At 54.5% G+C, this 25,808-nt stretch carries 21 protein-coding genes; 11 read left to right on the forward strand and 10 right to left on the reverse strand.

Translation table 11 applies throughout. The features are described from left to right. Nucleotides 1-113 precede the first annotated feature (113 nt). The 5 genes from B9Z35_RS05380 to B9Z35_RS05400 all read left to right on the forward strand — a co-directional run bounded on the left by B9Z35_RS05380 (nt 114) and on the right by B9Z35_RS05400 (nt 5,547). Nucleotides 114-1,355 carry an ABC transporter substrate-binding protein gene (locus tag B9Z35_RS05380; RefSeq protein ID WP_233246473.1) on the forward strand — a complete coding sequence of 414 codons (1,242 nt, stop codon included), beginning with the start codon at nt 114-116 and terminating at the stop codon, nt 1,353-1,355. Between the two features lie 50 nt (nt 1,356-1,405). Beyond that, a complete protein-coding gene (locus tag B9Z35_RS05385) occupies nt 1,406-2,656 on the forward strand; it encodes a carbohydrate porin (protein ID WP_108282839.1) in 1,251 nt (416 codons plus the stop codon). Between the two features lie 70 nt (nt 2,657-2,726). Next, a complete protein-coding gene (locus B9Z35_RS05390) occupies nt 2,727-3,608 on the forward strand; it encodes a carbohydrate ABC transporter permease (RefSeq protein ID WP_108282584.1) in 882 nt (293 codons plus the stop codon). Between the two features lie 10 nt (nt 3,609-3,618). Further along, entirely contained in the window at nt 3,619-4,467 is an 849-nt protein-coding gene (locus tag B9Z35_RS05395; RefSeq protein WP_199219778.1) for a carbohydrate ABC transporter permease, read from the forward strand. A gap of 12 nt (nt 4,468-4,479) precedes the next feature. After that, nucleotides 4,480-5,547 carry an ABC transporter ATP-binding protein gene (locus B9Z35_RS05400; protein ID WP_108282586.1) on the forward strand — a complete coding sequence of 356 codons (1,068 nt, stop codon included), beginning with the start codon at nt 4,480-4,482 and terminating at the stop codon, nt 5,545-5,547. 107 nt (nt 5,548-5,654) lie between these two features. On the opposite strand, the gene ppc is transcribed toward B9Z35_RS05400, so the two are convergent. The 10 genes from ppc to B9Z35_RS05450 form a co-directional block, all read right to left on the reverse strand. Further along, entirely contained in the window at nt 5,655-8,534 is a 2,880-nt protein-coding gene (ppc, locus tag B9Z35_RS05405; protein ID WP_108282587.1) for a phosphoenolpyruvate carboxylase, read from the reverse strand. A gap of 27 nt (nt 8,535-8,561) precedes the next feature. After that, nucleotides 8,562-9,572: a glucokinase gene (locus B9Z35_RS05410; protein ID WP_108282588.1), complete on the reverse strand. Its 1,011-nt coding sequence runs from the start codon at nt 9,570-9,572 to the stop codon at nt 8,562-8,564. A 3-nt stretch (nt 9,573-9,575) separates the two neighbouring features. Next, on the reverse strand, nt 9,576-11,183 hold the full coding sequence (pgi, locus tag B9Z35_RS05415) for a glucose-6-phosphate isomerase (RefSeq protein WP_108282589.1): 1,608 nt from the start codon (nt 11,181-11,183) through the stop codon (nt 9,576-9,578). A gap of 69 nt (nt 11,184-11,252) precedes the next feature. After that, nucleotides 11,253-11,897, reverse strand: coding sequence for a bifunctional 4-hydroxy-2-oxoglutarate aldolase/2-dehydro-3-deoxy-phosphogluconate aldolase (gene eda, locus B9Z35_RS05420; RefSeq protein WP_108282590.1), 645 nt, complete (start codon nt 11,895-11,897; stop codon nt 11,253-11,255). Nucleotides 11,898-11,908: 11 nt separating this feature from the next. Then, on the reverse strand, nt 11,909-13,741 hold the full coding sequence (edd, locus tag B9Z35_RS05425) for a phosphogluconate dehydratase (protein WP_108282591.1): 1,833 nt from the start codon (nt 13,739-13,741) through the stop codon (nt 11,909-11,911). Nucleotides 13,742-13,747: 6 nt separating this feature from the next. Further along, nucleotides 13,748-14,491, reverse strand: coding sequence for a 6-phosphogluconolactonase (gene pgl / locus B9Z35_RS05430; RefSeq protein ID WP_108282592.1), 744 nt, complete (start codon nt 14,489-14,491; stop codon nt 13,748-13,750). After that, nucleotides 14,491-15,957 carry a glucose-6-phosphate dehydrogenase gene (zwf, locus tag B9Z35_RS05435; protein ID WP_108282593.1) on the reverse strand — a complete coding sequence of 489 codons (1,467 nt, stop codon included), beginning with the start codon at nt 15,955-15,957 and terminating at the stop codon, nt 14,491-14,493. The genes pgl and zwf overlap by 1 nt, the downstream gene beginning before the upstream one ends. Continuing rightward, on the reverse strand, nt 15,954-16,802 hold the full coding sequence (locus B9Z35_RS05440; protein ID WP_108282594.1) for a MurR/RpiR family transcriptional regulator: 849 nt from the start codon (nt 16,800-16,802) through the stop codon (nt 15,954-15,956). The genes zwf and B9Z35_RS05440 overlap by 4 nt, the downstream gene beginning before the upstream one ends. Before the next feature lie 75 nt (nt 16,803-16,877). Beyond that, entirely contained in the window at nt 16,878-18,092 is a 1,215-nt protein-coding gene (locus B9Z35_RS05445; protein ID WP_108282595.1) for an ROK family transcriptional regulator, read from the reverse strand. Further along, nucleotides 18,089-18,529 carry an RbsD/FucU family protein gene (locus B9Z35_RS05450; protein WP_108282596.1) on the reverse strand — a complete coding sequence of 147 codons (441 nt, stop codon included), beginning with the start codon at nt 18,527-18,529 and terminating at the stop codon, nt 18,089-18,091. Before B9Z35_RS05450 ends, B9Z35_RS05445 begins: the two co-directional genes overlap by 4 nt. 178 nt (nt 18,530-18,707) lie before the next feature. Between B9Z35_RS05450 and B9Z35_RS05455 the strand changes: the two genes are divergently transcribed. The 6 genes from B9Z35_RS05455 (at nt 18,708) to B9Z35_RS05480 (ending at nt 25,807) form a co-directional block, all read left to right on the forward strand. Further along, nucleotides 18,708-19,706, forward strand: coding sequence for a sugar ABC transporter substrate-binding protein (locus B9Z35_RS05455; protein ID WP_108282840.1), 999 nt, complete (start codon nt 18,708-18,710; stop codon nt 19,704-19,706). 70 nt (nt 19,707-19,776) lie between these two features. Beyond that, the gene (locus B9Z35_RS05460; protein WP_108282597.1) at nt 19,777-20,736 is read left to right on the forward strand and encodes an ABC transporter permease; all 960 of its coding nucleotides are present in this window, start codon (nt 19,777-19,779) and stop codon (nt 20,734-20,736) included. 2 nt (nt 20,737-20,738) lie between these two features. Continuing rightward, nucleotides 20,739-21,533, forward strand: coding sequence for an ATP-binding cassette domain-containing protein (locus B9Z35_RS05465; RefSeq protein WP_108282598.1), 795 nt, complete (start codon nt 20,739-20,741; stop codon nt 21,531-21,533). After that, the gene (locus B9Z35_RS05470) at nt 21,530-22,492 is read left to right on the forward strand and encodes a PfkB family carbohydrate kinase (protein ID WP_146178947.1); all 963 of its coding nucleotides are present in this window, start codon (nt 21,530-21,532) and stop codon (nt 22,490-22,492) included. Before B9Z35_RS05465 ends, B9Z35_RS05470 begins: the two co-directional genes overlap by 4 nt. Nucleotides 22,493-22,564: 72 nt before the next feature. Beyond that, complete coding sequence (gene murI / locus B9Z35_RS05475) at nt 22,565-23,389, forward strand: glutamate racemase (protein ID WP_108282600.1); 825 nt, start codon at nt 22,565-22,567, stop codon at nt 23,387-23,389. Between the two features lie 63 nt (nt 23,390-23,452). After that, complete coding sequence (locus B9Z35_RS05480; protein WP_108282601.1) at nt 23,453-25,807, forward strand: YgiQ family radical SAM protein; 2,355 nt, start codon at nt 23,453-23,455, stop codon at nt 25,805-25,807. The last annotated feature ends 1 nt before the right edge of the window (nt 25,808 follow it).

Here is a 25,808-nt window from a genome sequence, read left to right on the forward strand (position 1 = left end):
CCTCACTTAGGGAAATTCCTAGTAAATCAACTTGATTGATTAAGTCACAATAAATCAACTTGAGTGATTAATTCAAGTTTCAACATCTTTTGGAGCGAGACAAACTTATGAAAATGACCCAATTGTTTTTGGCCTGCGCTGCAGCTTTGTCGGTATCTGCAGCAATGGCGGGCGAGGTGGAAGTCCTGCATTACTGGACATCTGGCGGTGAAGCTAAATCGGCTGCAGAACTGAAAAAGATCATGGCTGCAAAAGGCCATGCATGGAAAGATTTCGCTGTTGCTGGTGGTGGTGGTGATAACGCCATGACCGTGCTCAAGAGTCGCGTGGTGGCAGGGAACCCACCTTCAGCCGCACAAATCAAAGGCCCAGCGATTCAAGAGTGGGCGCAAGAAGGCGTGCTGGCCAACTTGGACAGCGTGGCGCAATCCGAAAAGTGGGACAGCTTGTTGCCACAAGTTGTAGCCAACGTCATGAAATACAAAGGCAGCTATGTGGCGGCACCCGTCAACGTGCACCGCGTGAGCTGGGTTTGGGCTAGCCCGGAGGTATTGCAAAAATCTGGCGTTGCAAAAATGCCTGCCAACTACGACGAGTTCTTTGTCGCTGCTGAAAAGATCAAAAAAGCTGGCTTCATAGCGGTGGCACATGGTGGTCAAAACTGGCAAGACTTCACCACTTTTGAATCTGTGGTGTTGGGTGTAGGTGGTGCCAAGTTTTACCAAGACGCCTTGGTCAAGTTGGACCCCAAAGCCTTGAACAGCGCCACGATGAAAAAGTCGCTCGAAACTTTCCGCAAGATCAAAGGCTATACCGACGCAGCTTCTCCTGGCCGAGATTGGAATTTGGCCACTGCAATGGTCATGCAAGGTAAAGCTGGCTTTCAGTTCATGGGTGACTGGGCCAAGGGTGAGTTTGTAGCCGCCGGCAAAAAACCAGGCAAAGACTTTTTGTGTGCAGCTGCACCAGGTACGGCTAACGCGTATACCTTCAACGTTGATTCATTTGCCATGTTCAAACTCAAAGACGCCAGCGCACAAAAAGCTCAAGGCGATTTGGCTGCAGCCATCATGAGCACAGAATTCCAAGAAGTGTTCAACCTCAACAAGGGTTCGATCCCTGTGCGATTGAATATGTCGATGGCCAAGTTTGATGACTGCGCCAAACTTTCAAGTAAAGATTTTGTGGACACCGCTAAGACTGGCGGCTTGGTTCCCTCCGTGGCCCACGGCATGGCAATTTCGCCAGCGACTGAAGGCGCGATCAAAGATTTGGTGAGTCAGTTCTGGAACGACGACAAGATCAGCATTGACGAAGGTCAAAAGCGTCTCGTCGCCGCAGCGGCCACCAAATAAGCAGCAGCTCGACTGTTGAAACATAAACCTTGGAGATACAAACAATGAAAATGAAATTAACGTGCGTGGCTGCAGCTTTGTGCTGCGTGGGGACAGCAGCTCTGGCTGCTGACGTGGGTGGTGTAGAGGTCACAGGCTACAGCCGTGGCGGTGGTGTGTACAGCTACAACAAAGATCAACAAATCAAGGGTGGCTTGAGCTTGGGCGGCGACTTGCAAAAGTACCGTTTGGGTAACGAGGGTGACAACGGTGTTGAAGTCAACATCGCCAAAACATTTGACGTTGATGGCGTGAAATACAAACTTGACTACATGCCGACCAAATGGAATGACGGTGCTGTGGGCACTGAACAAGCCTTTGTTGAAGTGGGCGGTTTGAGCTTTGCACCAGAAGCCAAGGTGTGGGCCGGCCAACGCCGTCTTCGTATTCAAGACGTGCACATCGTGGACAAGTTCTTGTTGGACTATGGCGTGAACGAAGGCGCTGGTTTCACAGATTTGTCTGTGGGCAGCATGAAGGTCGGTGCATCTTTGCAAACGGGTGACACTTTTGATAAAAAAATGATCGCAGGTACATCAGCGAATCGTTTGAACGTTGATGTTTCAGAAATCAACACAAATCCTGGCGGTAAAGTCCGCATGATGCTGACTTCTGTGAGCACGTCAGGGTTGAAAAGCAGCGGTGGTTCTGGCTTCTCTGTGAATCACAACCAATCTGACTTTTTGACCAAGGGCTTGACCAACAGTTTGTTTATTCAAACATCTAGCGGATATGCTGCATTGAACGGTCAGTTCAATACTTTTTATAACAGCTACACAGGTCTGACTGCTTTGGCTAACCAAGTCGCAGGTAAAAAGTCCAACCGCATTGCTGATTCAATTACTTGGCAATCCGGTCGTTTCGGTGGTCAAGCCATTTTGGGTTACCAAACGACCAAGGCGGATGACGTGAGTTATACGATTAAAGATACATCCTTGGGTGGTCGTATGTCTTATGCGTATAGCAAAAATTTCAAAATGTTAGTTGAAGCGGGCACCACTGCACGATCGTTCAGTGACAGCCAAGCCGCCCAACGTTTGAATAAAGTTACGATTGCGCCAACCATTGCGATGTCGCAAGACTTTTGGTCGCGTCCTGAGTTGCGCTTCTACGTGACGCGCGCGAATTGGAATGCAGCAGCAGCAACTGCCAACTCTGCGACGACTGATGCAACCGGTACATCTCACGCCAACACAGGTTTTGGCGCCAACGGTCGCACATCACAAACACTCGCTGGCGTTCAGTACGAAGTGTGGTGGTAATTCGAGGTTGAACGAGGGATTGGGAAAGGGGCAACTCTTTCCCTTTTTTGTTTTTTAAAGAGGTATTCAGATGCAAAAGCATCGCTTAGAAGCGTTGATACCCAAATTGGTGGTCGCCCCAGGTTTGATGCTGGGCTTTGCGTTCATCTACGGTTTCATGATTTGGAACGGTGTGCTGTCTGTCACCGCTTCGCGCATGTTGCCAAATTACGAATTGGTTGGCTTGGCGCAATACGCCAAGCTGTGGGAGATGGACCGCTGGTGGGTCGCCCTGAAAAACTTGGCTATTTTTGGCATCGGCTATGTGGGCGGCGCAATGGCATTGGGTGTTCTTCTTGCCGTCTTGCTTGATCAAAAGGTCCGTGCCGAAGGCTTCATTCGCACCGTGTATTTGTATCCCATGGCTTTGTCATTTGTGGTGACGGGCACAGCTTGGAAATGGTTGCTCAACCCCAGCATGGGCTTAGAAAAACTCATGCATGACTGGGGCTGGGAAAGCTTTACTTTCAGTTGGTTGGTCGAGAGTGATATGGCCATTTACTGCGTGGTCATTGCTGGCATATGGCAATCTGCTGGTTTTGCCATGGCCTTATTTTTAGCGGGTTTACGTGGCATTGACGACAGCATCATCAAAGCGGCGCAGATTGATGGTGCATCGCTGCCGCGTATTTACTGGCGCATTGTGTTGCCAGCGTTGCGCCCTGTGTTTTTCTCGACCTTGATGGTGCTTTCACATTTAGCCATCAAGAGCTTTGACTTGATCATGGCTTTGACATCTGGCGGCCCAGGCTACGCCACCGATGTACCCGCCACATTCATGTACGCGATGAGCTTCACGCGTGGGCAAATTGGTTTGGGTGCAGCCAGCGCGACCATGATGCTGGCAACTGTGGCCGCCTTAGTCGTGCCATATCTGTACAGCGAGTTGCGAGGTAAATCACATGAGCACTAAATTCTTTTCGATGCACATGCTCTCGCGTGCGGTTTTGTATGCCACGCTGTTAATTGGCGCAGCATTTTTCTTAGCTCCGTTTTATGTGATGGTCGTCACATCTTTAAAAGACGCGGATGAAATTCGCCAAAACAGCTTGGTGAGTTTGCCAGGTGTTTTGAACTTTGACGCATGGCGGTTGGCTTGGGACTCGGCCTGCACAGGCGCGCAATGCTCAGGTTTAGAGCCCTTCTTTTGGAACTCGGTGTGGATGACCATTCCAGCTGTGCTTATCTCCACCACGTGGGGTGCGCTTAACGGCTATGTGCTGAGCCTGTGGAAATTTCGCGGCAGCGAAACCTTGTTTGCATTTTTGCTGTTTGGTGTGTTCATGCCATTCCAAGTGGTACTGCTGCCCATGAGTCAAGTCTTAGGTTGGTTGGGGCTGTCTAGCTCGATTGCTGGTTTGATCTTTGTGCATTTGTTAGCAGGCTTGCCCAGCACGACCTTGTTCTTTCGCAACTATTACGCAGCCGTACCCAAAGATTTGATGAACGCTGCACGCATGGACGGCGCAGGTTTTTGGATGATCTTTTTCCGCATCATCGTGCCCATGTCCACGCCCATTGTGATGGTGACTTTGATTTGGCAGTTCACTCAAATTTGGAACGACTTCTTGTTTGGCGTGGCCTTTAGTGGAGCTGATTCCAAGCCCATCACGGTGGGCTTGAACAACTTGGCCAACACCACCAGCAGCGTCAAAGCCTACAACGTAGACATGGCTGCCGCACTGATTGCAGGCCTGCCCACCATGTTGGTGTATGTGGTGGCCGGACGATATTTTGTGCGCGGGCTCACAGCCGGCGCCGTGAAAGGTTAAGAGGAATACAGCATGTCTTCAGCATTAAAAATCAGCGGCATTCGTAAATGCTTTGGTAAGGGTGACAGCACAGTGGAGGTGCTCAAGCGCATCGACATTGATGTCGCACCTGGTGAGTTCTTAATTTTGGTGGGGCCATCAGGCTGTGGCAAGTCCACGTTGCTCAACATCATTGCTGGATTGGAAGAGCCCACCGAGGGCAGCATCTCGATTGCTGACCGTAATGTGGTCGGAGTGCCCCCCGCACAGCGCGACATTGCGATGGTGTTCCAGAGCTATGCGCTGTACCCAACAATGAGTGTGGCCGAGAACATTGGCTTCGCATTAGAAATTCGCAAAGTGCCCAAGGCTGAGCGCCAAGCACGCATTGCCGAAGTGGCCGCCATGTTGCAGATTGAGCATTTGCTTGATCGTCGCCCCTCGCAACTTTCGGGTGGTCAACGACAGCGTGTGGCTATGGGCCGTGCTTTGGCGCGTAACCCGCAGCTCTTTTTGTTTGACGAGCCCTTGTCTAACCTTGACGCTAAGTTGCGCGTAGAGATGCGTGCAGAAATCAAGCGCCTTCATCAACTCAGCGGCATCACCAGCGTGTATGTGACGCATGATCAAGTGGAAGCGATGACCTTAGGTAGTCGCATTGCAGTGATGAAGGGCGGTGTGTTGCAGCAGCTTGGCACGCCCGATGAAATTTACAACCGACCAGCGAATACGTATGTGGCGACCTTCATTGGTTCACCGACGATGAACTTGATTGAGGGCCGTGCAAGCGGCGTGGGGCAATTCAGCATTGCCGGTGCGCAACTGGCCTTGAACGCACATGGCAACGACCAGCAATTGACCTTGTTGGGCCTACGCCCAGAACACATCCGTTTGAGCGATGCCGCTACATGGCGGGGTGTAGTGAATTTAGTGGAGCCCACAGGTGCAGATACCTATGTGGTGGTCGAGACGGCTGCAGGTAAAGTAACAGTGCGTGCAGCGCCGCAAACCCAAGTGCGTCCTGGGGAGAATGTCGGATTAGAGATTCAAGCCGATCATGTCACTTGGTTTGATCAAGCTTCGGGTTTGCGATTGTGCTGAGTATTGATTCTGACGCCACAGCAGCGTTTTGCATGGATTGATGGGTGCTCTTGAAACCATGAGAAAAGCCACCCAAGGGTGGCTTTCTACTTTGTGGCTCACACGCGTTAACCTGTGTTACGTAATCCCGCCGAAATACCGTTGATCGAGATGTGAATGCCTCGTTGGGCTTTCTCATCACGGTCTTGTGGGCGCTTGCCTTCGCGGTAGCGGCGAATCAACTCCACTTGCAAATGGTGCAGCGGATCGATGTAGGGGAAGCGATGGCGCATCGAGCGTTCCAGCGCAGCGTTGTTCACCAAACGTTGTTTGTCGCCTGTGATGAGCTTCAAAGCGTCGGATGTGCGATGCCATTCGGCTTCGATCAAACCAAAAATCTTCTTGCGTAAACGGGTGTCGCTCACCAACTCGGCGTAGCGCGAGGCCAGACCTAAATCGCTCTTGGACAACACCATGTCGAGGTTGGACAAGAGCGAGCGAAAGAATGGCCACTGTCGCTGCATTTTTTGAAGCAAGGCCAACGCATCTTTGGGTTTGAGCGAGGGGTGTTGGTGGATGAACTGATCCACCGCCGAACCAAAGCCCAACCAGCCAGGCAAGGTCAAACGGCATTGACCCCAGCTGAAGCCCCAAGGAATCGCGCGCAAGTCTTCGATGCGAGGTGACGCATTGCCGCTTTTTGGACGCGCCGCTGGGCGTGAGCCAATGTTGAGCTCTGCAATTTCACGCAGGGGGGTAGACGCAAAAAAGTATTCGGTGAAGCCCGGTGTGTCGTACACCAAGCCACGGTAGGCGGCCATGCTGGCGTGTGAGAGCCACTGTGCTGCATCCAAGAACGCTTGAGGCGCAGGCTTGGTGGTTTGCAGCATCGTGGCTTCCAAAGTAGCGGCGACGAGGGTTTCCAAATTGCGACGGCCAATTTCTGGGTTGGCGTATTTAGAGCCAATCACTTCGCCTTGTTCAGTGAGGCGAATTTGCCCGCGCACCGTGCCTGGGGGCTGCGCCAAAACCGCTTGGTAGCTCGGGCCACCGCCACGTCCCACTGTGCCACCACGGCCGTGGAACATGCGGAGGGTGATGTCGTGCTGCTTGAACAAGCCGTCAAATAAAGTGACCAAAGCAATCTCGGCGCGGTACAGCTCCCAGTTGCTGGTGAAGATGCCGCCGTCTTTGTTGCTGTCGGAGTAGCCCAACATGATGTCTTGTTCACCACCGCTGCGTTTGACCAAGTTGGCCACGCCCTCAATCGCGTAGAAGCCGCCCATGATGTCGGCGGCGCAGCGCAAGTCTTCGATGGTTTCAAACAAAGGCACCACGATTAAATCGCAGGTTGATGTTTTGCTTCCTAAGGTGCCTCGCATCAAGCCAGTTTCTTTTTGCAGCAACAACACCTCCAGCAAATCGCTCACAGTTTCGGTGTGACTGATGATGTAGTGGCGAATGGCGTCTTTGCCAAAGGTCTCCAACATCTCGCGTGCAGTCTCGAAAATCGCCAGCTCTTTGAGTGCGAGTTCTGAGTAACTCGCGCCCATCACGCGCAGGGGGCGTGCGTCGTGAAGGAGTTTGTTCAGTACCTCGACACGTTGTGCTTCATTGAGCTTGGCGTAATTCTTTTCCACGCCTGCTGTGGCCAACAACTCAGCCACCACCAACTCGTGTTGGTCGGAGCTTTGGCGCAAGTCCACAGTAGCGAGGTGAAAGCCAAACACTTCCACAGCCCGCATGAGCGGTGTGAGGCGTTGTGCCATCAAGGCGCTGCCGTGTTGGGCTTGTAGTGAGTTTGCAATGACGCGCAAATCGGCCAGCAGCTCTTGGGCTGAGAGATACGCGTTTTGTGGCGCCACGGCATGACGTGCCGCATCACCACCCGTGAGGTTTTTGAGCGTCGCTGCCAGTCGGGCATACATACCGGTGAGCGCGCGGCGATAGGGCTCGTCTTGGCGGTGCGCGTTGGTGTCGGGTGAACTGTCGGCCAAGGCGTGCATCTCAGGCGTGACATCCACCAACATCGCAGACATTGACAACTCGGTGCCGAGGTAGTGAATCTCAGTCAAATAGTGGCGCAAGGCCACATCGCATTGGCGACGCAACGCAAAACGCAAGGTGTCAGCGTTAACGTTGGGGTTGCCATCGCGGTCGCCACCAATCCATTGCCCCATGCGCAAAAAGCTGTGTACATGCGCTTGGCCCAGCTCTGCTTCGAGATCGGCGTAGAGCTTTGGAATTTCGCTCAGGAATGTGGATTCGTAATAGCTGAGTGCGTTTTCAATTTCGTCTGACACGGTGAGTTTGGTGAAGCGCAGCAAGCGCGTTTGCCACAACTGCAACACGCGAGCACGCAGTTGCATTTCGTTCGCAGCGAGTTCACGTGTAGCCAACGCATCTGGCGCTTTGGCAGATGCATGCAGGACAGAGCGAGATTTGATGTCGTCACGCCAACCCAAGAGCTGCGCAATGCCACGCTCTGCGTCCAAGATGCTTTTGCGTTGCACTTCGGTGGGGTGGGCTGTGAGCACGGGCGACACATGGCTGTGCGCCAATGTTTGCACAATGCTCTTAGGTGCAATACCTGCAGCCTTGAGGCGGCTCAATGCAACCGTGAGGCTGCCTTCTTGCGTATCACCCGCACGCTCATGGATAGCGCGGCGGCGAATGTGGTGACGGTCTTCGGCGAGGTTGGCCAAATGGCTGAAATAGGTAAAGGCGCGAATCACGCTGACTGTGGCTTCTGCGCTGAGCGAGGCCAAGAGTTTTTTCAGCGCTTTGTCTGCACTGGCATCTGCGTCGCGGCGAAAGGCCACTGAGAGTTTGCGCACTTGCTCGACCAATTCATAGGCTTCTTTGCCTTCTTGTTCGCGAATCACGTCGCCCAAGATGCGGCCTAAAAGTCGAATGTCTTCGACTAAGGGGCGCTCGTTTTCTTTGGCTTGCTGAGTGGCTTTCGCAGCTGCAGATGGTTTTGCTTTGGCTGAATTTTTGTCAGTCATGTGTTGCTCGATTTGTAAATATATTTTTTATTGCCATTGCGTCAATGACAAAGCCTGCGACGCACCTTGCAGTGCCGGCGACACTGGACTGTGAATGACCCAAGTCGGGACTTCTTGTAAATACTTCTTGAACCGACCTTTGGCTTCAAAGCGTTCGCGAAATGGCGACGCATCAAAGCGCTCACCCAAGCGCGGCACAATGCCACCGCCGATGTAAATGCCACCGCGAGCACCCAGCGTCAATGCCAAGTCACCCGCCACTGAACCTAGGAAACCGCAAAACATATCCAGCGCATCGTTGGCAGTGGACGTAGACACTTCTTGTGCGCGTTCAATCACTTCAGCAGGTGTCGTAATTTCGCGCCCCTGGCCATCTTTCAAATCACACAGGGCGTGATACAGGTCAACCAAACCCGCTCCAGAAATCACACGCTCAGCAGACACATGGCCATAACGTTTTTGCAATTGCTGTATCGCAGAAAACTCATGCTCAGTGGTAGCGGTCAAACTCACATGGCCACCTTCACCTGCAATGGGAATCCACTTGTGCTGATAGCCTACGGGAAACAAACCCGACACGCCTAAGCCTGTGCCTGGGCCAATCAACCCAATCGCTGCGTCAGGTGCAGCGTTGCCGCCACCTACTTGACGCTTTTGCGCATCAGGCAACAGCGTGAGTGACAGAGCGAGTGCAGTGAAGTCGTTGAGCAACAAGAAGCGCGACACTCCTAAGCCATCACGCAACGCATTCACTGAGAATTTCCAGTGGTGGTTGGTCATTGCAACTTGGTCGCCGGTGACGGGGTTGGCAATGCCAAAGGCTGCGCAGGGTGGAGCGCTTAAGCCTTGTGCGTTGAGATACGTTTGCGCCGCAGCCAGCAACGATTCGTGTTCTGCACAGGGCAGCACTTGCACGTGGGTAATCGGTGCATCTTCAGCCGCTTGCCAACCAAAGCGGGCATTGGTGCCGCCGATGTCGCCGAGCAAGCGCGGATAGGGCGCAACGTGGGTCACGTTTGGGTCGCGAGACTCAAACATGCATCATGCTTTCAGGCGAGCAGCTTCTGCTGCTTCAATGTCCTTGGCCATTTTCTTGCCCAGCTCAACACCCCATTGGTCGTACGCGTGGATGCCCCAGATGGCGGCTTGGCAGAACACTTTGTGTTCGTACAAGGCCATGAGCGCACCCATGCTGCGTGGCGTGAGCGCGTCCACCCAAATGGTGGTGCTGGGCACGTTGCCGGGGTAGCTGCGGTGTGGGGCCAAGCGTTGCACTTCAGCTTCGTCCATGCCGCTGTCACGCAGCTCTTTCATGGTTTCTTCGGGTGTGCGGCCAATGGCCAAAGCTTGTGCTTGGGCTTGCATGTTGAGCAACACCACGCGGTGGTGTTCAGCGGCAAAAGGCAAGGGGCTGCGCTCGGTGCGCAAACCGATGAAGTCCATCGGCACCAAGTGCTTGCCTTGGTGGATGAGTTGAAAGTAAGCGTGTTGGCCGTCGATGCCCAAACCGCCCCACAACACAGGTGCAGTAGCCACTTCGACAGGGCTGCCATCGACGTGCGTGCCTTTGCCGTTGGACTCCATGTCCATCTGTTGCAAGAACGAGGCGAACTTGCCCAAGGGTGATGCATAGGGCGCAATGTTGTGCGTGGTCGCACCTAAGAAGTTGCGGTTCCATATGCCAAACAAGGCCATGAGCAAAGGCAGGTTTTGGTCAGACGGTGCAGTCATGAAGTGTTCGTCCATGGCGCGTGCACCCAAGAGCATGTCTTGGAACGCAAACGCGCCGATGGAGATGGCCAAGGGCAAGCCAATGGCAGACCACACTGAGTAACGGCCACCGACCCAATCCCAAAAACCAAAGGTGTGCTCAGTCGTGAAGCCTTGTGCTGCAGAGATTTGTGGGTTAGCCGTCACCGCAATCAGGTGCTTGCCTAGTTGGTCTTCTGGGCACCCGCCGTCGGTCAACCAACGTTTGGCCGAGGCAGCCAAGGTCATCGTTTCTTGCGTGGTGAAGGTTTTGCTTTGCACCACAAACGCGGTGCGTGCGGGATTGAGGTAAGCCAGTGCGGTGTAAAGGCTCCACGCGTCCACGTTGGACACATAGTGCACACGCACTTTGTTTTTAAAGCTGTCTCGCGTCAAGTGGCTGAGCGCTTCGGTGGTCATACGCGGGCCAAGGTCTGAGCCGCCAATGCCGAGGTTCACCACATCGGTGATGGATTCGCCGCCATGGCCTTTCATGTGACCTTCGCGTACTTTCTCGGCGAAGGTACACACGCGGTGCAATTCATTGGCCACTTGTTTTGAAATCTCATGGCCCCAAGGTGGGTTGGGCACATGGCTGCCACGTAAGGCGACGTGCAACACGGCGCGTTTTTCGGTGGCGTTGATGGGCTCGCCTTTGAACATGGCTTGCGCTTGAGGCATGACATGTGATTCGTCTGCCAAAGCCAAGAGCTGTTGCATGACTTCGCGTGTGACGCGTTGACGTTCGTAGTCGATGCTGATGCCCGCGCCACTGGCGTGCAAGGCTGCGTTGCGCTCTGTGCTTTTGAGTAATTCACGCAGGTGGGGTTGAGGGCCTTGGGCCAAGGCTTGCAGGGCTTGCCACGCTTGGCGTTTGTGTGGGGGGACGAATGAAGTCATGTTTGGATTTTCGTCAAATTTAGAGAGTTTCTAGAGGCGATCGAATGAATCTTTTGATGCGCGTTTGAATTAACTTAAATTCGCAGCATCCGTGGCTTCACGCGCTAGACGTGTGATCTCAGCCCAGTCGCCGCGCTCAACTGCATCGACTGGTGTGAGCCATGAGCCTCCCACCATCGCCACATTGGGCTGCTTCAAGAACTCGCCCATGTTGGCCAGAGACACACCGCCTGTGGGGCAAAAGCGCATATCACCCAAAGGTCCGCCCAAGGCTTTGAGCATGGCCAAACCACCGGCTTGTGCTGCGGGAAAGAGTTTGACCAAACCAAAACCGAAGTCACGTGCGGCCATCACTTCACCGGGTGTCATCACACCGGGCATGAAAGGCAGCTTGCACTGAATCGCTGCTTGCACGAGTGCATCGGTCATACCTGGGGAGAGTGCAAAGCTGGCACCCGCGGCTTGCACGCGGGCCATTTCTTCGGCGCGTGTGACGGTGCCCGCGCCCACATGCATTTGCGGCACATGCTTGGCCACTTGCTCAATCGCAGGCAAGCCTGCGGCATGCCGCAAAGTGATTTCCATCACGTCCACACCACCTTCAAGCAGTGCGTGCGCCATGGGCACCGCTTGGTCGGGGTGGGTGATGACGATGACGGGCACCACGCGTGAGGTGAATGCGGGGCGTGTAAAAGCTGGGTTGTGTTGGGTCATATGAATGAGCTTTAGATGTTTGTGAACAAAGGCGATGCGCCTTCTTCAGCCAGCGCAGCATTGGCGCGGAACAGGGCAAAGATGTCACGGCCAGTGCCGTGTTGGTTGTCAGACAAATCAGGGGTGGGGGCGGTGCGTGCTGCGAGCTCAGCATCGCTGACCTCAAGCTGCAAAGTTTGTGTATCGCAGTCAAGCGCAATCATGTCGCCGTCTTGCACTTTGCCGATCAAGCCGCCGTTCACAGACTCGGGGCTGAGATGAATCGCTGCAGGCACTTTGCCGGATGCGCCCGACATGCGGCCATCGGTGACCAAAGCCACTTTGAATCCCTTATCTTGCAACACGCCCAACACAGGCGTGAGGCGGTGCAATTCGGGCATTCCGTTGGCTTGTGGGCCTTGGTTACGTACCACGGCCACAAAGTCGCGTTTGAGCTTGCCGTCTTTGAACAGTTGGTTGAGTTGTTTTTGATCGGTCAAGACGATTGCAGGGGCACGCACTTGGCGCTGCTCAGGCTTGACGGCAGACACCTTCACCACGGCGCGACCCAAGTTGCCTTTGAGCAAACGCAAGCCGCCGTCGGCGCTGAAGGGTTGGGTGACTGGGCGCAACACAGCTTCGTCAGCTGACTTAGCTGGCACATCGCGCCAATCGAGCTGGCCATTTAGAGAGGGATTCAGCCAAGGCTCAACGGTGTAACGATGCAGGCCTTGGCCCATGATGGTGTGCACATCGTCGTGCAACAAACCTGCGCTGAGCAACTGAGCAATCAGGTAGCCCATGCCGCCTGCAGCTTGGAAGTGGTTCACATCAGCGCTGCCATTGGGGTACACACGAGCCAGCAAGGGTACGCAAGCGGAGAGATCAGAGAAATCGTCCCAGTTGATGATGAGGCCAGCTGCGCGAGCCATGGCCACGATGTGCAGTGTGTGATTGGTCGAGCCACCGGTGGCCAGTAAACCCACGATGCCGTTGACGATAGCTTTTGCATTGATTTGATGCCCCACGCCTGAGTCTTTGTCTTGCGACAAAGCTACAGCGCGTTTAACCGCTTCAACCGTGAGTGCTTCACGCAACGGTGTGCCAGGGTTCACAAATGAGGAGCCGGGCAAATGCAGGCCCATGATCTCCATGAGCATTTGGTTGGAATTGGCTGTGCCGTAAAACGTACAGGTGCCTGCGCTGTGATACGCCGCTTGTTCGGCTTCTAGCAGCACCTCGCGACTGACCAAGCCTTGTGCGTACTGCTGACGCACTTTGGCCTTGTCGTCATTCGACAAACCTGAGGTCATCGGACCAGCGGGCACAAACACCGCAGGCAAATGGCCAAACTGCAACGCGCCGATGAACAGGCCAGGCACGATCTTGTCGCACACGCCTAAGAACAGCGCTGCGTCAAACACGTTGTGCGACAAGCCCACGGCGGTGGCCAGCGCAATCACATCACGCGAGAACAGCGACAGCTCCATGCCGTCTTCGCCTTGGGTTACACCGTCGCACATGGCAGGCACACCACCTGCCACTTGGGCTGTGGCACCCGCGGCACGAGCGGCCGCGCGAATTTTTTCTGGGTAATGCTCATACGGCTGGTGTGCCGAGAGCATGTCGTTGTAGGCGGTGATGATGCCCACATTGGGCTGACGCTCTTGGCGCAGCACCAGTTTATCGTTGGCAGGCATGGCCGCATAGGCGTGAGCCGCATTGGCGCATCCCATACCGCCGCGATACGGGCCTGGCTTTTTGGCTTTGGCCAACACATCTAGATAGGCTTGTCGAGTTTTGACGCTGCGTTGCTCAATGCGTGCGGTGACGGCGGCGAGTGTGGGGTGGAGAAGTTTGGTCATGGTGGTTCAGTTTCCAAGCCAAAGCGCCACAGGCGTTTGGGTTTGTTGCAACACAAATGAAATTGGCAGTGCAGGTGTGGCTTGTTTCCAAGCTTGTTGTAGGGTGTTGAGCTTGTCAGGGCCCGTGAGTGGCAACACGATGTGACGCGACGACAGAATTTGCGCCAAAGTCTGCGTGATGCGTGCATAAGGCGCATTGGCTGGCGGCTTTTTCAGCTCGATGGAGACGCAGCTTTGCGCGTTGCGCAAGTCAAGTGCTTCGGCCAAATTAGGCGCCTCTGGAAACAACGAGGCAGTATGACCATCAGTCCCCATCCCAAGCACCAGCACATCGGCAGTGCCTGCTGCAGACAAGGCTATGCCAGCTACTTTGGCTTGAACAGGCGGTGGTGACAAAGGATCAGCAGCACTGGCCACCATGAACACCAGTTGCGCTTTGGCTGCAAGGTCTTGCAATAAATGGGTTTGCACCAACAGCGCATTGCTGTCGGGGTGAATACGTGGCACGCAGCGCTCATCCACCAAGGTCACACGCACGCGCGACCAATCAATGTCAATCACGCGCAAAGCTTCAAACAACGCCACGGGTGATTTGCCACCAGACACGCTCAGTACCGCAAAGCCGCGCGCTTGAATGGCTGCAGCCAAACGTTGCGTAATGTCTTGTGCCAAGCGCACATTCAACACGGCTTGGCTGACGGTGTGTACCGTCAACGTGCCGCGTGATTCAGGATGCCAAGCACTGCTCATCAGGCTTCCTCAAACCACGACAGTTCTTCGCGAGCCATCAAGGCTGACGATGCGGCGGGGCCCCAGCTACCAGCAGAGTATGCGCGGGGCTTGTCGTCCAACTCAGCCCAGCCGTTGATGATGGGTTCAACCCACATCCATGCCGCTTCCAATTCATCACGGCGCATGAAGTGAGTCAAGCGACCTTTGATGACGTCCATCAGCAAGCGCTCATAGGCTTCGGCACGACGTTTGTCGGATGACTGTTGCAAATCAAGCCCCAACTTCACAGGGTGCAAGGTCATGCCAGATCCTGGCTCTTTCACCATCATTTCGAGCTGAATAGATTCTTCTGGCTGCAAGGTGATGATGAGGCGGTTGGGTTCTTGTTGCGCACTCGTGCCGAAGATAGAAAACGGCTGGTCTGCAAACTCAATGATGATTTGCGATTCCCGGCGCTGCATGCGTTTACCCGTGCGCAAGAAGAAGGGCACATTGGCCCAACGTGCGTTGTTGATGTGCGCACGCAATGCCACGAAAGTTTCTGTCCGGCTGTTGGCGGGCACGTTGTCTTCTTCCAAATAACCTTTGACCGCTGCCCCCTCTGAGGCACCTGCGGTGTATTGGCCGCGTACGGTATCTCGTTTGATATCGGCCAAATCCATTTTGCGCAGCGAGCGTAATACCTTGAGCTTTTCATCGCGCACATCGTCAGCGCCCAAAGATATGGGGGGTTCCATGGCCACGATGCACAAGAGCTGTAGCAAGTGGTTTTGAATCATGTCGCGCATCGCGCCTGCGCCGTCATAGAAGCCAGCGCGGCTGCCTACGCCCACGCTTTCGGCTACGGTAATTTGCACACTCTTGATATACGGTGCACGCCACAGCGGTTCGAAAATGGCGTTGCCAAAACGCAGCACCATCAAGTTTTGCACCGTCTCTTTGCCGAGGTAGTGGTCGATTCGGTAGATTTGTTGCTCGTCAAAGTAACGGGCCACATTCACGTTGATTTCACGCGCAGTGGCGAGGTCTGTGCCCAATGGTTTTTCTAGCACCACACGCGACTGCGCATCGACCAAACCTGCTCCCGATAAGTGTGCACAAATTTGTGTGAACAAGCTAGGTGCAGTGGCCAAGTAGTAAACGCGCAATGCCGGTGTGCTGCACAAGTCTTTGAGCTTGGCAAAGTCATTGGCGTTGGTCACGTCCATGCTCACGTAGGTCAAGCGGTTCAGAAAGCTCTGCCAGTCATTCTTGGTGAAGGCGTCTTTCTCAATGAATGCGGGCGAGTTTTTGTCGATGAAATCCAAATATTCTTGGCGCGTCCAGTCTTGACGACCAACGGCCACGATACGTGCGGATGGATCGAGCTTGTCGTGCAAATGCGCCATGTACAGCGCAGGCAAGAGTTTGCGAAACGACAAGTCGCCTGCGCCGCCAAAGATCACGATGTCCAGCGTACCTGCTGGTGGATTGTTCTGTGTCATGAGTAACGTTTGTTGAGAAGGTTTTGTTTCATGTTGCGCAGCATGGGTTGCAGTTGCGTGCTACCAATGCGCAGTGCCACAGCGGTGGCTAACACGTCGACGATCATCAGGTGCAGCAAGCGCGACACCATGGGGCTAAATTTTTCGTAACTCTCGGGGTGATCAGCCGCGAGGTGAATTTTTCCAACACTGGCCAGTGGGGAGCCAGAGGCAGTCACCACAATCGTGGTGGTACCGTTCTTTTTGGCAATCTCACACGAGTCGAGCAAATCGCGTGTGCGGCCCGAGTTAGAGAACACCACCAAGCAGTCGCCAGGACCGAGTAACGAGGCGCTCATGATTTGCATGTGGCCATCGCTGTGCGAGATGGTGTGAAACCCAAGTCGGAAAAACTTGTGTTGAGCATCTTGCGCCACGATGCCTGAGTTGCCCACACCAAAAAACTCGAGGCGTTTGCCTTTTTTGTGGGTCAGGGCGATGGCTTCGGCCGCTTTGTCAATTTGCGCCGACGAGGCATCGTTGCGGTATTTCAAAAATGCTGTGACGGTGTTGTCAATGACTTTGACCAACACATCGTTGCTCTTGTCTTGTGCGCCTACATTGCGGTGGATGAAGGGCACACCTTCGCTTAGGCTGCCTGCAAGCTTGAGCTTGAAATCACTCAGGCCCTCATAGCCCATGCTGCGACAAAAGCGCACCACAGTAGGTTTGCTCACGCCAGCGCGGTCGGCTAGCTCAGTCACGGGCAGTGTCGAGAAGGTGCGCGGATCAGTGAGAAGAAGCTTGCCCACTCGCTGTTCGGCCGGGGCTAAAGACGACAGAGTCGATTTGATACGTTCCAACATGAACGTGAATGTAACTTAGTTTCATGTTTTATTCAACATGGTTACAAACTTTTTTAGTCTGCTTATTTCAGTGCGTTAACCGAGGCTGTCTTGCTTGAGAAAAATGTCTTTGTCGGGAAAAAATTGCGCGTGCAAGGGGAGCAATGCACCGCCCAATGCGCGGGCATGGTTACCCACGCGACCCGCCATGATCTGGGGTTGATGAATGCCGTCAAAACTGAATTGCGCCAAGCTGGCTTCAGTTTGTTGAATCAGGGCTTGTAAAAGTTTGGGGTTGAGCGATCCGTCCATGATGATGGCATCAAGATCCAGCAACGCTGATGCACTGGTGGCGCTCATGGCTAAGGCTTTGGCAGCTTGCGAAAGCCAAGGCTGTGTGAACGTACTGAACTCGGGTTTCATGATGTCATCGTGCTGCACCAGAAGCGGGTCGTGACCGGCAGTCATCAGGGCTTGTTCTAGCTGCCACCCAGAGGCGAGTTGCAGCAACTGTGCGGGTGTATTGGCGTTGGCGCGTGTCCCCAAAGGCGGCAGTCCGATGGGCATTGAACCAATTGCGCCTGCGTTGCCACGAGGCCCGTTGACGATGTGTCCGTCCATCACCAAGCCGCCGCCTACGAACGTACCCACGTACACATACAAAAAATTAGGCACATCGCGGCCTAAGCCTTGTACCAACTCAGCTACACACGCTGCGGTGGTGTCTTTGGCAAATTCGACGGGCAGGGCAGACATGGCTTGCACTTCTTGCACCAGGTCGATGTGTTCCCAGTCGATCATGGCCTTTTGGGCTTTCTTGCCCATCAAGTCGCCCCATTCGTGCATGGCCAGTGGTGCGCTCAAACCAATACCTACCGTGCGCTTCCATGCGTCCGCTCCCATGCGTTTTTGCATGAGCTTTAAACCCTCTTTGATTTTGGGTAACACCTCGGCGGGCGATGGGTAGGGGTAAGTATGTTGCCACTGGTGGCGCATTTGGCCAAGGAAGTCGGTGACCACCACATCCAAGCTGCGGCGCCCCACTTGCAAGCCTATGCTGTATGCGCCATCTGCGTTGATGGCCAGTGGTACCGAGGGCTGGCCAATCTTGCCGCGAATGCGTTCTTGCTTGATTAGCAAGCCATCGTCCAACAGGCGGTTGACGATGATGGAGACAGTTTGTGAAAACAGTTGCGTTAGTCGTGCCAAGTCGGCTTTGGGTATCGCGCCTTCGTGACGAATGGCGCGCAACACTGTGCGCTCATTGAACTGGCGCATGCCGGTGTGGTTAGACCCACGCATTGTTTTCATAAAAGAATCACACCTTTGCAGAACATGGCATTGCCGTATGCAGTGCCTTCGCCGGTTTGAACAATCAAACTGGCAGCCTTGATTTTGTCGTAAAAGGCATACCGTTCGACTGCTTCGACTTGATTCGGCTCAAGACCTTCTTTTTTAACTAATTCGATTACAGAAATTTGCGCCGGTGTGCGGTGTTCGGTATGGCTGTGGCACACATGCATGACGGCTGCCGGTTGAGCAACGTCGACAGCCAATGGAAAGACAGACAAAACTGCTTCGCTGACACGTTCCAAACTTAAGCCTGGTAAGCGCACCACAGGTTTTCCATGAGCCAAATAATCAGCTGTGAAGTTGGCATCCACCACGGCTACCCATTCGCCATGACCCATTGCGCTGAGATGCATCAGCAGCTCGGGCGAGAGGATGGGGTTGATTCCTTTGAGCACGATTCATCCTTTAATTTGTTGAAATTGATAGAGCCTCAAGGATGCCAAATTCTTGCTGATTTGACCCTTAGGGAATGTACTAACTAAACTAACTTGATTTAGTAAGTCGAGTTATCTTACATTTAAGTCGCGGCGCAAAAGTGCGTCGGCGATGATTACCAACAACGTGGAGACCTTGATGAAATTAAACACACCCAAATTGATGTTGACTGCATTGGCGCTGGCTGCAGGCAGTGCCTATGCGGCTGAGCCAGTGATCGGCTTGATCACCAAAACTGAAACCAACCCATTCTTTGTGAAGATGAAAGAGGGGGCTCAAGCCGAGGCTAAAAAACTCGGCGCCAAAGTGATGTCTGCCGCAGGCAAGACCGACGGTGACAACGCAGGCCAAGTCACCGCCATGGAAAACATGATTGCTGCTGGTGCGAAAACTATTTTGATTACACCTAGCGACTCCAAAGCCATCGTGCCTGCGATCAAAAAAGCACAAGCACAAGGCGTGATGGTCATTGCATTAGATAGCCCAACCGAGCCAGCCAACGCTACTGACGCGCTGTTTGCGACAGACAACTACAAAGCAGGTGTGTTCATTGGTCAATACGCCAAGGCTGCTTTGAATGGCAAGAAGCCGGTCATCGCCACACTCGATTTGTTCCCAGGTCACCCTGTTGGTGCACAGCGCCACAATGGTTTCTTGCAAGGCTACGGTTTGACTTCACTTGACGCCAAGAGCAACGAGTTGGCTAAGCCAGCTGAAGTGGTCTGTATGGCCGACAGCTTTGGTGACCGCGCTAAAGGCCAAACTGGCATGGAAAACTGTTTGCAAAAGAATCCCAACATCAATGTGGTTTACACCATCAATGAACCTGCAGCTGCTGGTGCTTACAACGCACTCAAGGCCGCAGGCAAAGAGAAAGACGTGTTGATCGTGTCTGTGGATGGTGGCTGCGCTGGCATCAAAGACGTGGGTGCTGGCGTAATCGCAGCGACATCACAGCAATACCCCTTGCGCATGGCCGCCATGGGTGTTGCTGCCGGCGTGGAGTACGCCAAAACAGGCAAGAAGGTCAGCGGCTACACCGACACAGGTGTGACCTTGATTGCAGCCAAGCCTATGAAAGGCGTGGACAGCAAAGACGTGAAAACTGGCACTGACCTGTGCTGGGGCAATAAGTAAAGCCTAGGCTCTACTTGCACGAGGGGGCCGTGTGGCCCCCTCCGGTTTTTAAACAAGAAAAAGTCATCGTATGAATTCCTTCAAAGACAAGCTTCCGCCTATGGGCACGCTTGGCCCCCTGATTGCACTGGTGTTGGCCTGTGTATTTTTTGCTAGCCAAAGCGACCGTTTTTTGAGCACTCAAAATTTCTCGCTCATCTTGGCTCAAGTCATGGTGGTGGGTGTCATTGCGATTGGCCAAACTCTCATCATCTTGACCGCTGGTATTGACTTGTCGTGTGGCATGGTCATGGCACTGGGCGGCATTGTGATGACCAAATTTGCATCGGACTATGGGCTTTCAACGCCTGTTGCGATGTCGTGTGGGTTGTTGGTGACAACTGCTTTTGGTTACTTGAACGGCGTGCTGGTGACGCGCATCAAATTGCCACCCTTCATCGTGACCTTGGGCACTTTGAACATTGCCTTTGCCATCACACAGCTTTACTCAGGCTCGCAAACTGTGACTGATATTCCTGCGGGCATGACGTGGTTGGGCAACACGTTTAGCTTTGGCAGCGCCTCGGTCAGCTATGGTGTGGTAATGATGCTTGGCCTTTATCTCTTTACTTGGTTTGCATTGCGCGAAACCGCAGCAGGCCGGCATGTGTATGCCGTGGGCAACAGCCCAGAGGCCACACGTTTGACAGGTATCCCTACCGAGAAAGTGTTGTTGGGTGTGTATGTGTTGGCAGGGCTTTGCTATGGCATTGCTGCCATGCTAGGTGTGGCACGCACGGGTGCGGGCGACCCCAATGCTGGACAAACCGAAAACTTAGACGCCATCACTGCTGTGGTGTTGGGCGGTACCAGTTTGTTTGGTGGCCGAGGCATCGTGTTGGGTACCTTGGTGGGCGCTTTGATTGTGGGCGTGTTTCGTAACGGTCTCACGCTTATGGGGGTGTCATCGGTTTATCAAATTTTGGTCACAGGTATTTTGGTGATCTTGGCCGTGGCCACAGATCAACTCTCACGCAAGGGAGCACGCTAATCATGAGCGGCACACAACACACCATCGTCATGCAAGCCAAGGGCTTGGTAAAACGGTATGGCCAAGTCACAGCCTTAGACGGAGCAGATTTTGAGCTGCGAGCGGGTGAAATATTGGCTGTCATTGGAGACAACGGCGCTGGAAAATCGTCACTCATCAAATGTTTATCGGGTGCGACCGTGCCTGATGAGGGTGTGATTTCTTTAGATGGCAATCCCATCCTCTTCAAATCGCCCATTGATGCACGTCGTGCGGGCATTGAGACTGTGTACCAAGATTTGGCGGTTGCGCCTGCGATGAGCATCGCCGAGAATCTATTTTTAGGCCGCGAAATTCGCCGACCTGGTTTTGCCGGCAATGTGCTGCGCATGCTGGATAAAAAACGAATGCTGCAAGAGAGCATCGAGCGCATGAATGACCTTAAGGTTGGCATTCGTTCGATGACGCAAGCGGTGGAAACTTTGTCGGGCGGTCAGCGCCAATGCGTGGCCGTGTCGCGTGCTGCTGCTTTTGCACAGCATGTGGTCATCATGGATGAACCAACTGCCGCATTGGGTGTCAAAGAGGGCAATATGGTGCTTGAGCTGATTCGCCGAGTTCGCGACAAAGGCCTACCTGTGGTGCTGATTTCGCACAACATGCCTCATGTGTTTGAGATTGCAGACCGCATTCACGTGGCGCGCTTAGGCAAACGCGCGGCTGTGTTGAACCCTAAAAAAATCAGCATGAGCGACACCGTGGCGGTGATGACGGGTGCCATGAAGCCCGAAGACATTCCTGCGGAGTGTTTGGCTTGAGCGTAGCTAAACACACAGCACCAGATCATCCACCGGTGTGGGTGCTTGGCGAGGCCTTGATGGACTGCATCGCGCAGCCCGACGGCTCGTTAGTACCCCACTTGGGTGGCAGTCCATATAACTTGGCCTGCGCCACTGCTTTGCAGAGCGCTTCTGTTGGGTTTATCGCGCCTTTCTCAACGGATGCATTTGGCCAAGCCTTGCTCGACCATTTACAAGCTAACCATGCGCGCAGCTTGTTGGCGCGATCTGCATTGCCCACCTCACTTGCAGTCGTGCAAGTGCATGAGGGGCAACCTACCTATGGTTTTTACCGTGAAAACGTGGCCGATCGTGACTACCAAGTGGCCGATGTGGTGGCTATGCTGGAGGCATCGCCGCCTGGTGTGCTGCACACTGGCTCGCTCATGGCCATGCCGCCCGAGCATCACAAGGTGTTGCAAATCATTGCTGCTGCCAAGCGTTTGGGGTGGGTCATCAGCATAGATGTGAACTTACGTCCCCACGTAGCCAGCGATGTATCCGCGTATTTACAAGCGGTGCGTGAAGTGGCCGCTTTTGCCGATTGGTTTAAAGCCAGTGACGAAGATTTAGAACTATTGGGCTTTGCAGATGTGACTTTGGCCAATGCCTCAGCCTTGGCCGCGCACTGGATGGCGCAAGGTTGCACACGTGTGGCGTTGACCTTTGGTGCGCAAGGCGCTTATTTGCAAGTGGACGATGCCAACGCGCAAGGTGCAGCACCTGTGGTGGATGTCAAAGACACCGTCGGCGCAGGTGATACCTTTTGGGGCACTTGCTTGGCGGATTGGGTGTTGCACAACACTTTGAACAACGCTGGCGTTGCTGCAAAGCGTGTGCCTCAAACTTTGCAACGCGCCTTGGTGGCTGCCGCTATCAATTGCAGTCGTGTAGGGTGCCAACCACCCGATGTGGCGACCTTAGACGCTGCGCTGTAGCGCTTGTCATCGTCTCGGCGAGAATGTGCAGATTCTTGATTCGCCACAAACCAGTTTTCGCACCTTCGGACCATGTCCCAACCCAATACTTCATCCACGATAGCGAGCCCGTTTCAGGGCGCTATTGGCGTGTTTGACTCGGGTGTGGGCGGCCTGTCCGTCTTGCGTGCCATTCGTGCTGCTTTGCCGCATGAACATTTGGTTTACGTCGCTGACTCTGGTCACGCACCGTATGGCGACCAATCTGAAGCGCACATCACCGAGCGCACGCTCACCGTGGGCAACTGGTTGGCCGAGCAGGGCGTGAAGGGCATCACCATCGCTTGCAACACGGCCACGGTGGTGGCTGCCAAAACCTTGCGCGACCAAACGCACTTGCCTGTGGTGGCGATTGAGCCCGCCATCAAACCCGCTGTGGCCCTCACGCGCAGCGGCGTGGTGGGTGTGTTGGCCACGCGTCAAACGGTGCAAAGCGCATCGGTGGCAAGGTTGGTTGAGCTGTATGGCGCAGACAAACGAATCTTGCTGCAAGGCTGCCCTGGACTTGTTGAGCAGGTTGAGCGTGCTGATTTGCACAGCGTCGAGACCGAGGCCTTACTGCGCCAATTCATCACGCCGTTGATTGAGAAGGGCGCAGACACCTTGGTGTTGGGCTGCACGCATTACCCCTTTTTGCGCGACACCATTCAGCGCGTGGCGGGCGAGGGCGTGACCCTGCTTGACCCCGCCGAAGCTGTGGCCCGCGAGCTTGCCCGCCGTTTGGCTGACACTGGGAGCTTGTCTAACCCAGCGCAGCAAGGAAACGTGCAGTTTTTTACCTCGGGCGATGTGGCGCAGGCGCAAGCCGTCATGTCCCATCTGTGGGACGCACCGCTCTCGGTGCAGGCGCTGCCCTGAACGCTTGGGACGATAGCCCCTAAAACCCGAAGGGAAGGGGCTAACCCTTACACTTAGGCGCTCATGAATGCTTACGCCGACGTCTCCCTTTTTCCCCGCAACGCCAAGCCGCTGAACAGTTATCGCAAGTACTGGGCAGCCCGTTTTGGCACGGCCCCGTTTTTGCCGATGTCGCGCGAGGAAATGACACAACTCGGCTGGGACAGCTGCGACATCATCATCGTCACGGGCGACGCTTACGTAGACCACCCCAGCTTTGGCATGGCCGTGATTGGCCGCATGCTTGAGAACCAAGGTTTTCGCGTGGGCATCATCGCTCAGCCTGATTGGCAAAGTGCTGACCCCTTCAAGGCGCTTGGCAAACCGAACCTGTTTTTTGGCGTGACCGCCGGCAACATGGATTCGATGATCAACCGTTACACCGCGGACCGAAAAATTCGCAGTGATGACGCTTACACCGCGGGCGACATCGGCGGCAAGCGTCCTGACCGCGCAGCCCTTGTCTACAGCCAACGCTGCAAAGAAGCCTACAACGATGTGCCTATCGTTTTGGGCGGCATTGAAGGCTCGCTGCGCCGCATTGCCCATTACGACTATTGGTCAGACAAAGTGCGTCGCTCCATCGTGGTGGATAGCAAGTGCGATTTGCTGCTGTACGGCAACGCCGAACGTGCCATTGTGGAAATTGCGCACCGTTTGGCCGCCAAAGAACCCGTGCAAAACATCACCGATGTGCGCGGCACGGCCTTTGTGCGCCGCGAAACGCCTGAAGGTTGGTTTGAAATTGACTCGTCCAGCATTGATGTGCCGGGCAGGGTAGAGGCCCACGTCAACCCATATTTGATGGTCAGCGACCAAGCCAAAGCGCAAGGCGAAACTTGCGCGCGCGAAGAGGAAGCCAATGCGGTGGCGGATGCGGCCAATGCCAAAGCAGGCAGTGCGCTCTCAGGTTCTAAAGCTGAGGCTGGCTTCACCATTTCCCCTTTGAACTTCGTGGCCAACGCTGCATTGCAAGGCAAAGGCAAACTCAAAGTGCCACCGCGTGAACGCAGCGTCATTCGTTTGCCAGCGTACGAGCAAGTCAAGTCAGACCCAGTGCTGTATGCGCATGCCAACCGTGTGTTGCACTTAGAAACCAACCCAGGTAACGCCCGTGCCTTGGTGCAAGCTCATGGGGAAGGTCATACCGCACGGGATGTGTGGGTCACGCCGCCCCCTATCCCGTTGACCACGGCTGAGATGGACTTGGTGTTTGACTTGCCTTACGCCCGAAGCCCGCATCCGATTTACGCGGACGAGAACGGCAGCCACGACGGCGCTACCAAAATTCCCGCTTGGGAGATGATTCGCTTCAGCGTCAACATCATGCGTGGTTGTTTTGGCGGTTGTACGTTTTGCTCGATCACAGAGCACGAAGGCCGCATCATTCAAAGCCGCAGCGAAGACTCGATCATTCGCGAGATTGAAGACATCCGTGACAAAGTGCCGGGCTTCACGGGCGTCATTTCAGACCTCGGTGGCCCCACGGCCAATATGTACCGCATCGGCTGCAAAAGCCCTGAGATTGAGTCGGCATGTCGCAAGCCGAGCTGCGTGTACCCAGGCATTTGCCAAAACCTCAACACCGACCACAGCTCGCTCATTCACATGTACCGCCGTGCGCGTGAATTGAAGGGTGTGAAGAAAATTTTGATTGGTTCGGGCCTGCGTTACGACTTGGCCGTTCAGTCGCCCGAGTATGTGAAAGAGCTGGTGCAACACCATGTGGGCGGCTACCTCAAAATCGCGCCTGAACACACCGAGGGCGGGCCGCTGTCCAAGATGATGAAGCCCGGCATTGGCAGCTACGACAAGTTCAAACAGATGTTTGACAAGTACAGCGCCGAAGTTGGCAAGAAGCAATTCCTCGTGCCGTATTTCATCGCCGCCCACCCCGGCACCAGCGACGAAGACATGATGAACTTGGCCCTGTGGCTCAAGCGCAATGGTTTCAGAGCTGACCAAGTACAAACCTTCTACCCCAGCCCTATGGCCACGGCTACGGCCATGTACCACTCAGGCCGCAACCCTTTGGGCCGCGTGACGCGCACCAGCGAGAGCGTGGACATCGTGCGCGGCGAACGCCGCCGTCGATTGCACAAAGCCTTTTTGCGCTACCACGATGCAAACAACTGGCCTTTGTTGCGCGAAGCCTTGAAGTCCATGGGTCGTGCCGATCTCATTGGCAACGGCAAGCAGCATTTGATTCCTACCTTCCAGCCGTTAACTGATGGCGGTTACACCAGTGCGCGTCGTAAGAACAGCACGGCTACGCCTACTAAGGGCCGTGTTCTCACGCAGCACACAGGCTTGCCACCACGCGTGAAAGGCGCAGGCAAACCCAGCGCAAATGTTGCCAAGCGCAAACCTAACCGTTGAT

The organism is Limnohabitans sp. Jir61, assembly GCF_003063545.1.
Lineage (GTDB): Bacteria > Pseudomonadota > Gammaproteobacteria > Burkholderiales > Burkholderiaceae_C > Limnohabitans.

Coding starts and splice junctions, on each gene's coding strand:
- B9Z35_RS05480 (WP_108282601.1), top strand. CDS start 23,453: ATGAATGCTTACGCCGACGTCTCCCTTTTTCCCCGCAACGCCAAGCCG.
- B9Z35_RS05440 (WP_108282594.1), bottom strand. CDS start 16,802: ATGTTGGAACGTATCAAATCGACTCTGTCGTCTTTAGCCCCGGCCGAA.
- murI (WP_108282600.1), top strand. CDS start 22,565: ATGTCCCAACCCAATACTTCATCCACGATAGCGAGCCCGTTTCAGGGC.
- zwf (WP_108282593.1), bottom strand. CDS start 15,957: ATGACACAGAACAATCCACCAGCAGGTACGCTGGACATCGTGATCTTT.
- B9Z35_RS05455 (WP_108282840.1), top strand. CDS start 18,708: ATGAAATTAAACACACCCAAATTGATGTTGACTGCATTGGCGCTGGCT.
- pgi (WP_108282589.1), bottom strand. CDS start 11,183: ATGACTTCATTCGTCCCCCCACACAAACGCCAAGCGTGGCAAGCCCTG.
- B9Z35_RS05400 (WP_108282586.1), top strand. CDS start 4,480: ATGTCTTCAGCATTAAAAATCAGCGGCATTCGTAAATGCTTTGGTAAG.
- B9Z35_RS05465 (WP_108282598.1), top strand. CDS start 20,739: ATGAGCGGCACACAACACACCATCGTCATGCAAGCCAAGGGCTTGGTA.
- B9Z35_RS05410 (WP_108282588.1), bottom strand. CDS start 9,572: ATGTTTGAGTCTCGCGACCCAAACGTGACCCACGTTGCGCCCTATCCG.
- B9Z35_RS05390 (WP_108282584.1), top strand. CDS start 2,727: ATGCAAAAGCATCGCTTAGAAGCGTTGATACCCAAATTGGTGGTCGCC.
- ppc (WP_108282587.1), bottom strand. CDS start 8,534: ATGACTGACAAAAATTCAGCCAAAGCAAAACCATCTGCAGCTGCGAAA.
- edd (WP_108282591.1), bottom strand. CDS start 13,741: ATGACCAAACTTCTCCACCCCACACTCGCCGCCGTCACCGCACGCATT.
- B9Z35_RS05385 (WP_108282839.1), top strand. CDS start 1,406: ATGAAATTAACGTGCGTGGCTGCAGCTTTGTGCTGCGTGGGGACAGCA.
- B9Z35_RS05395 (WP_199219778.1), top strand. CDS start 3,619: ATGCACATGCTCTCGCGTGCGGTTTTGTATGCCACGCTGTTAATTGGC.
- B9Z35_RS05460 (WP_108282597.1), top strand. CDS start 19,777: ATGAATTCCTTCAAAGACAAGCTTCCGCCTATGGGCACGCTTGGCCCC.
- B9Z35_RS05380 (WP_233246473.1), top strand. CDS start 114: ATGACCCAATTGTTTTTGGCCTGCGCTGCAGCTTTGTCGGTATCTGCA.
- eda (WP_108282590.1), bottom strand. CDS start 11,897: ATGACCCAACACAACCCAGCTTTTACACGCCCCGCATTCACCTCACGC.
- B9Z35_RS05445 (WP_108282595.1), bottom strand. CDS start 18,092: ATGAAAACAATGCGTGGGTCTAACCACACCGGCATGCGCCAGTTCAAT.
- pgl (WP_108282592.1), bottom strand. CDS start 14,491: ATGAGCAGTGCTTGGCATCCTGAATCACGCGGCACGTTGACGGTACAC.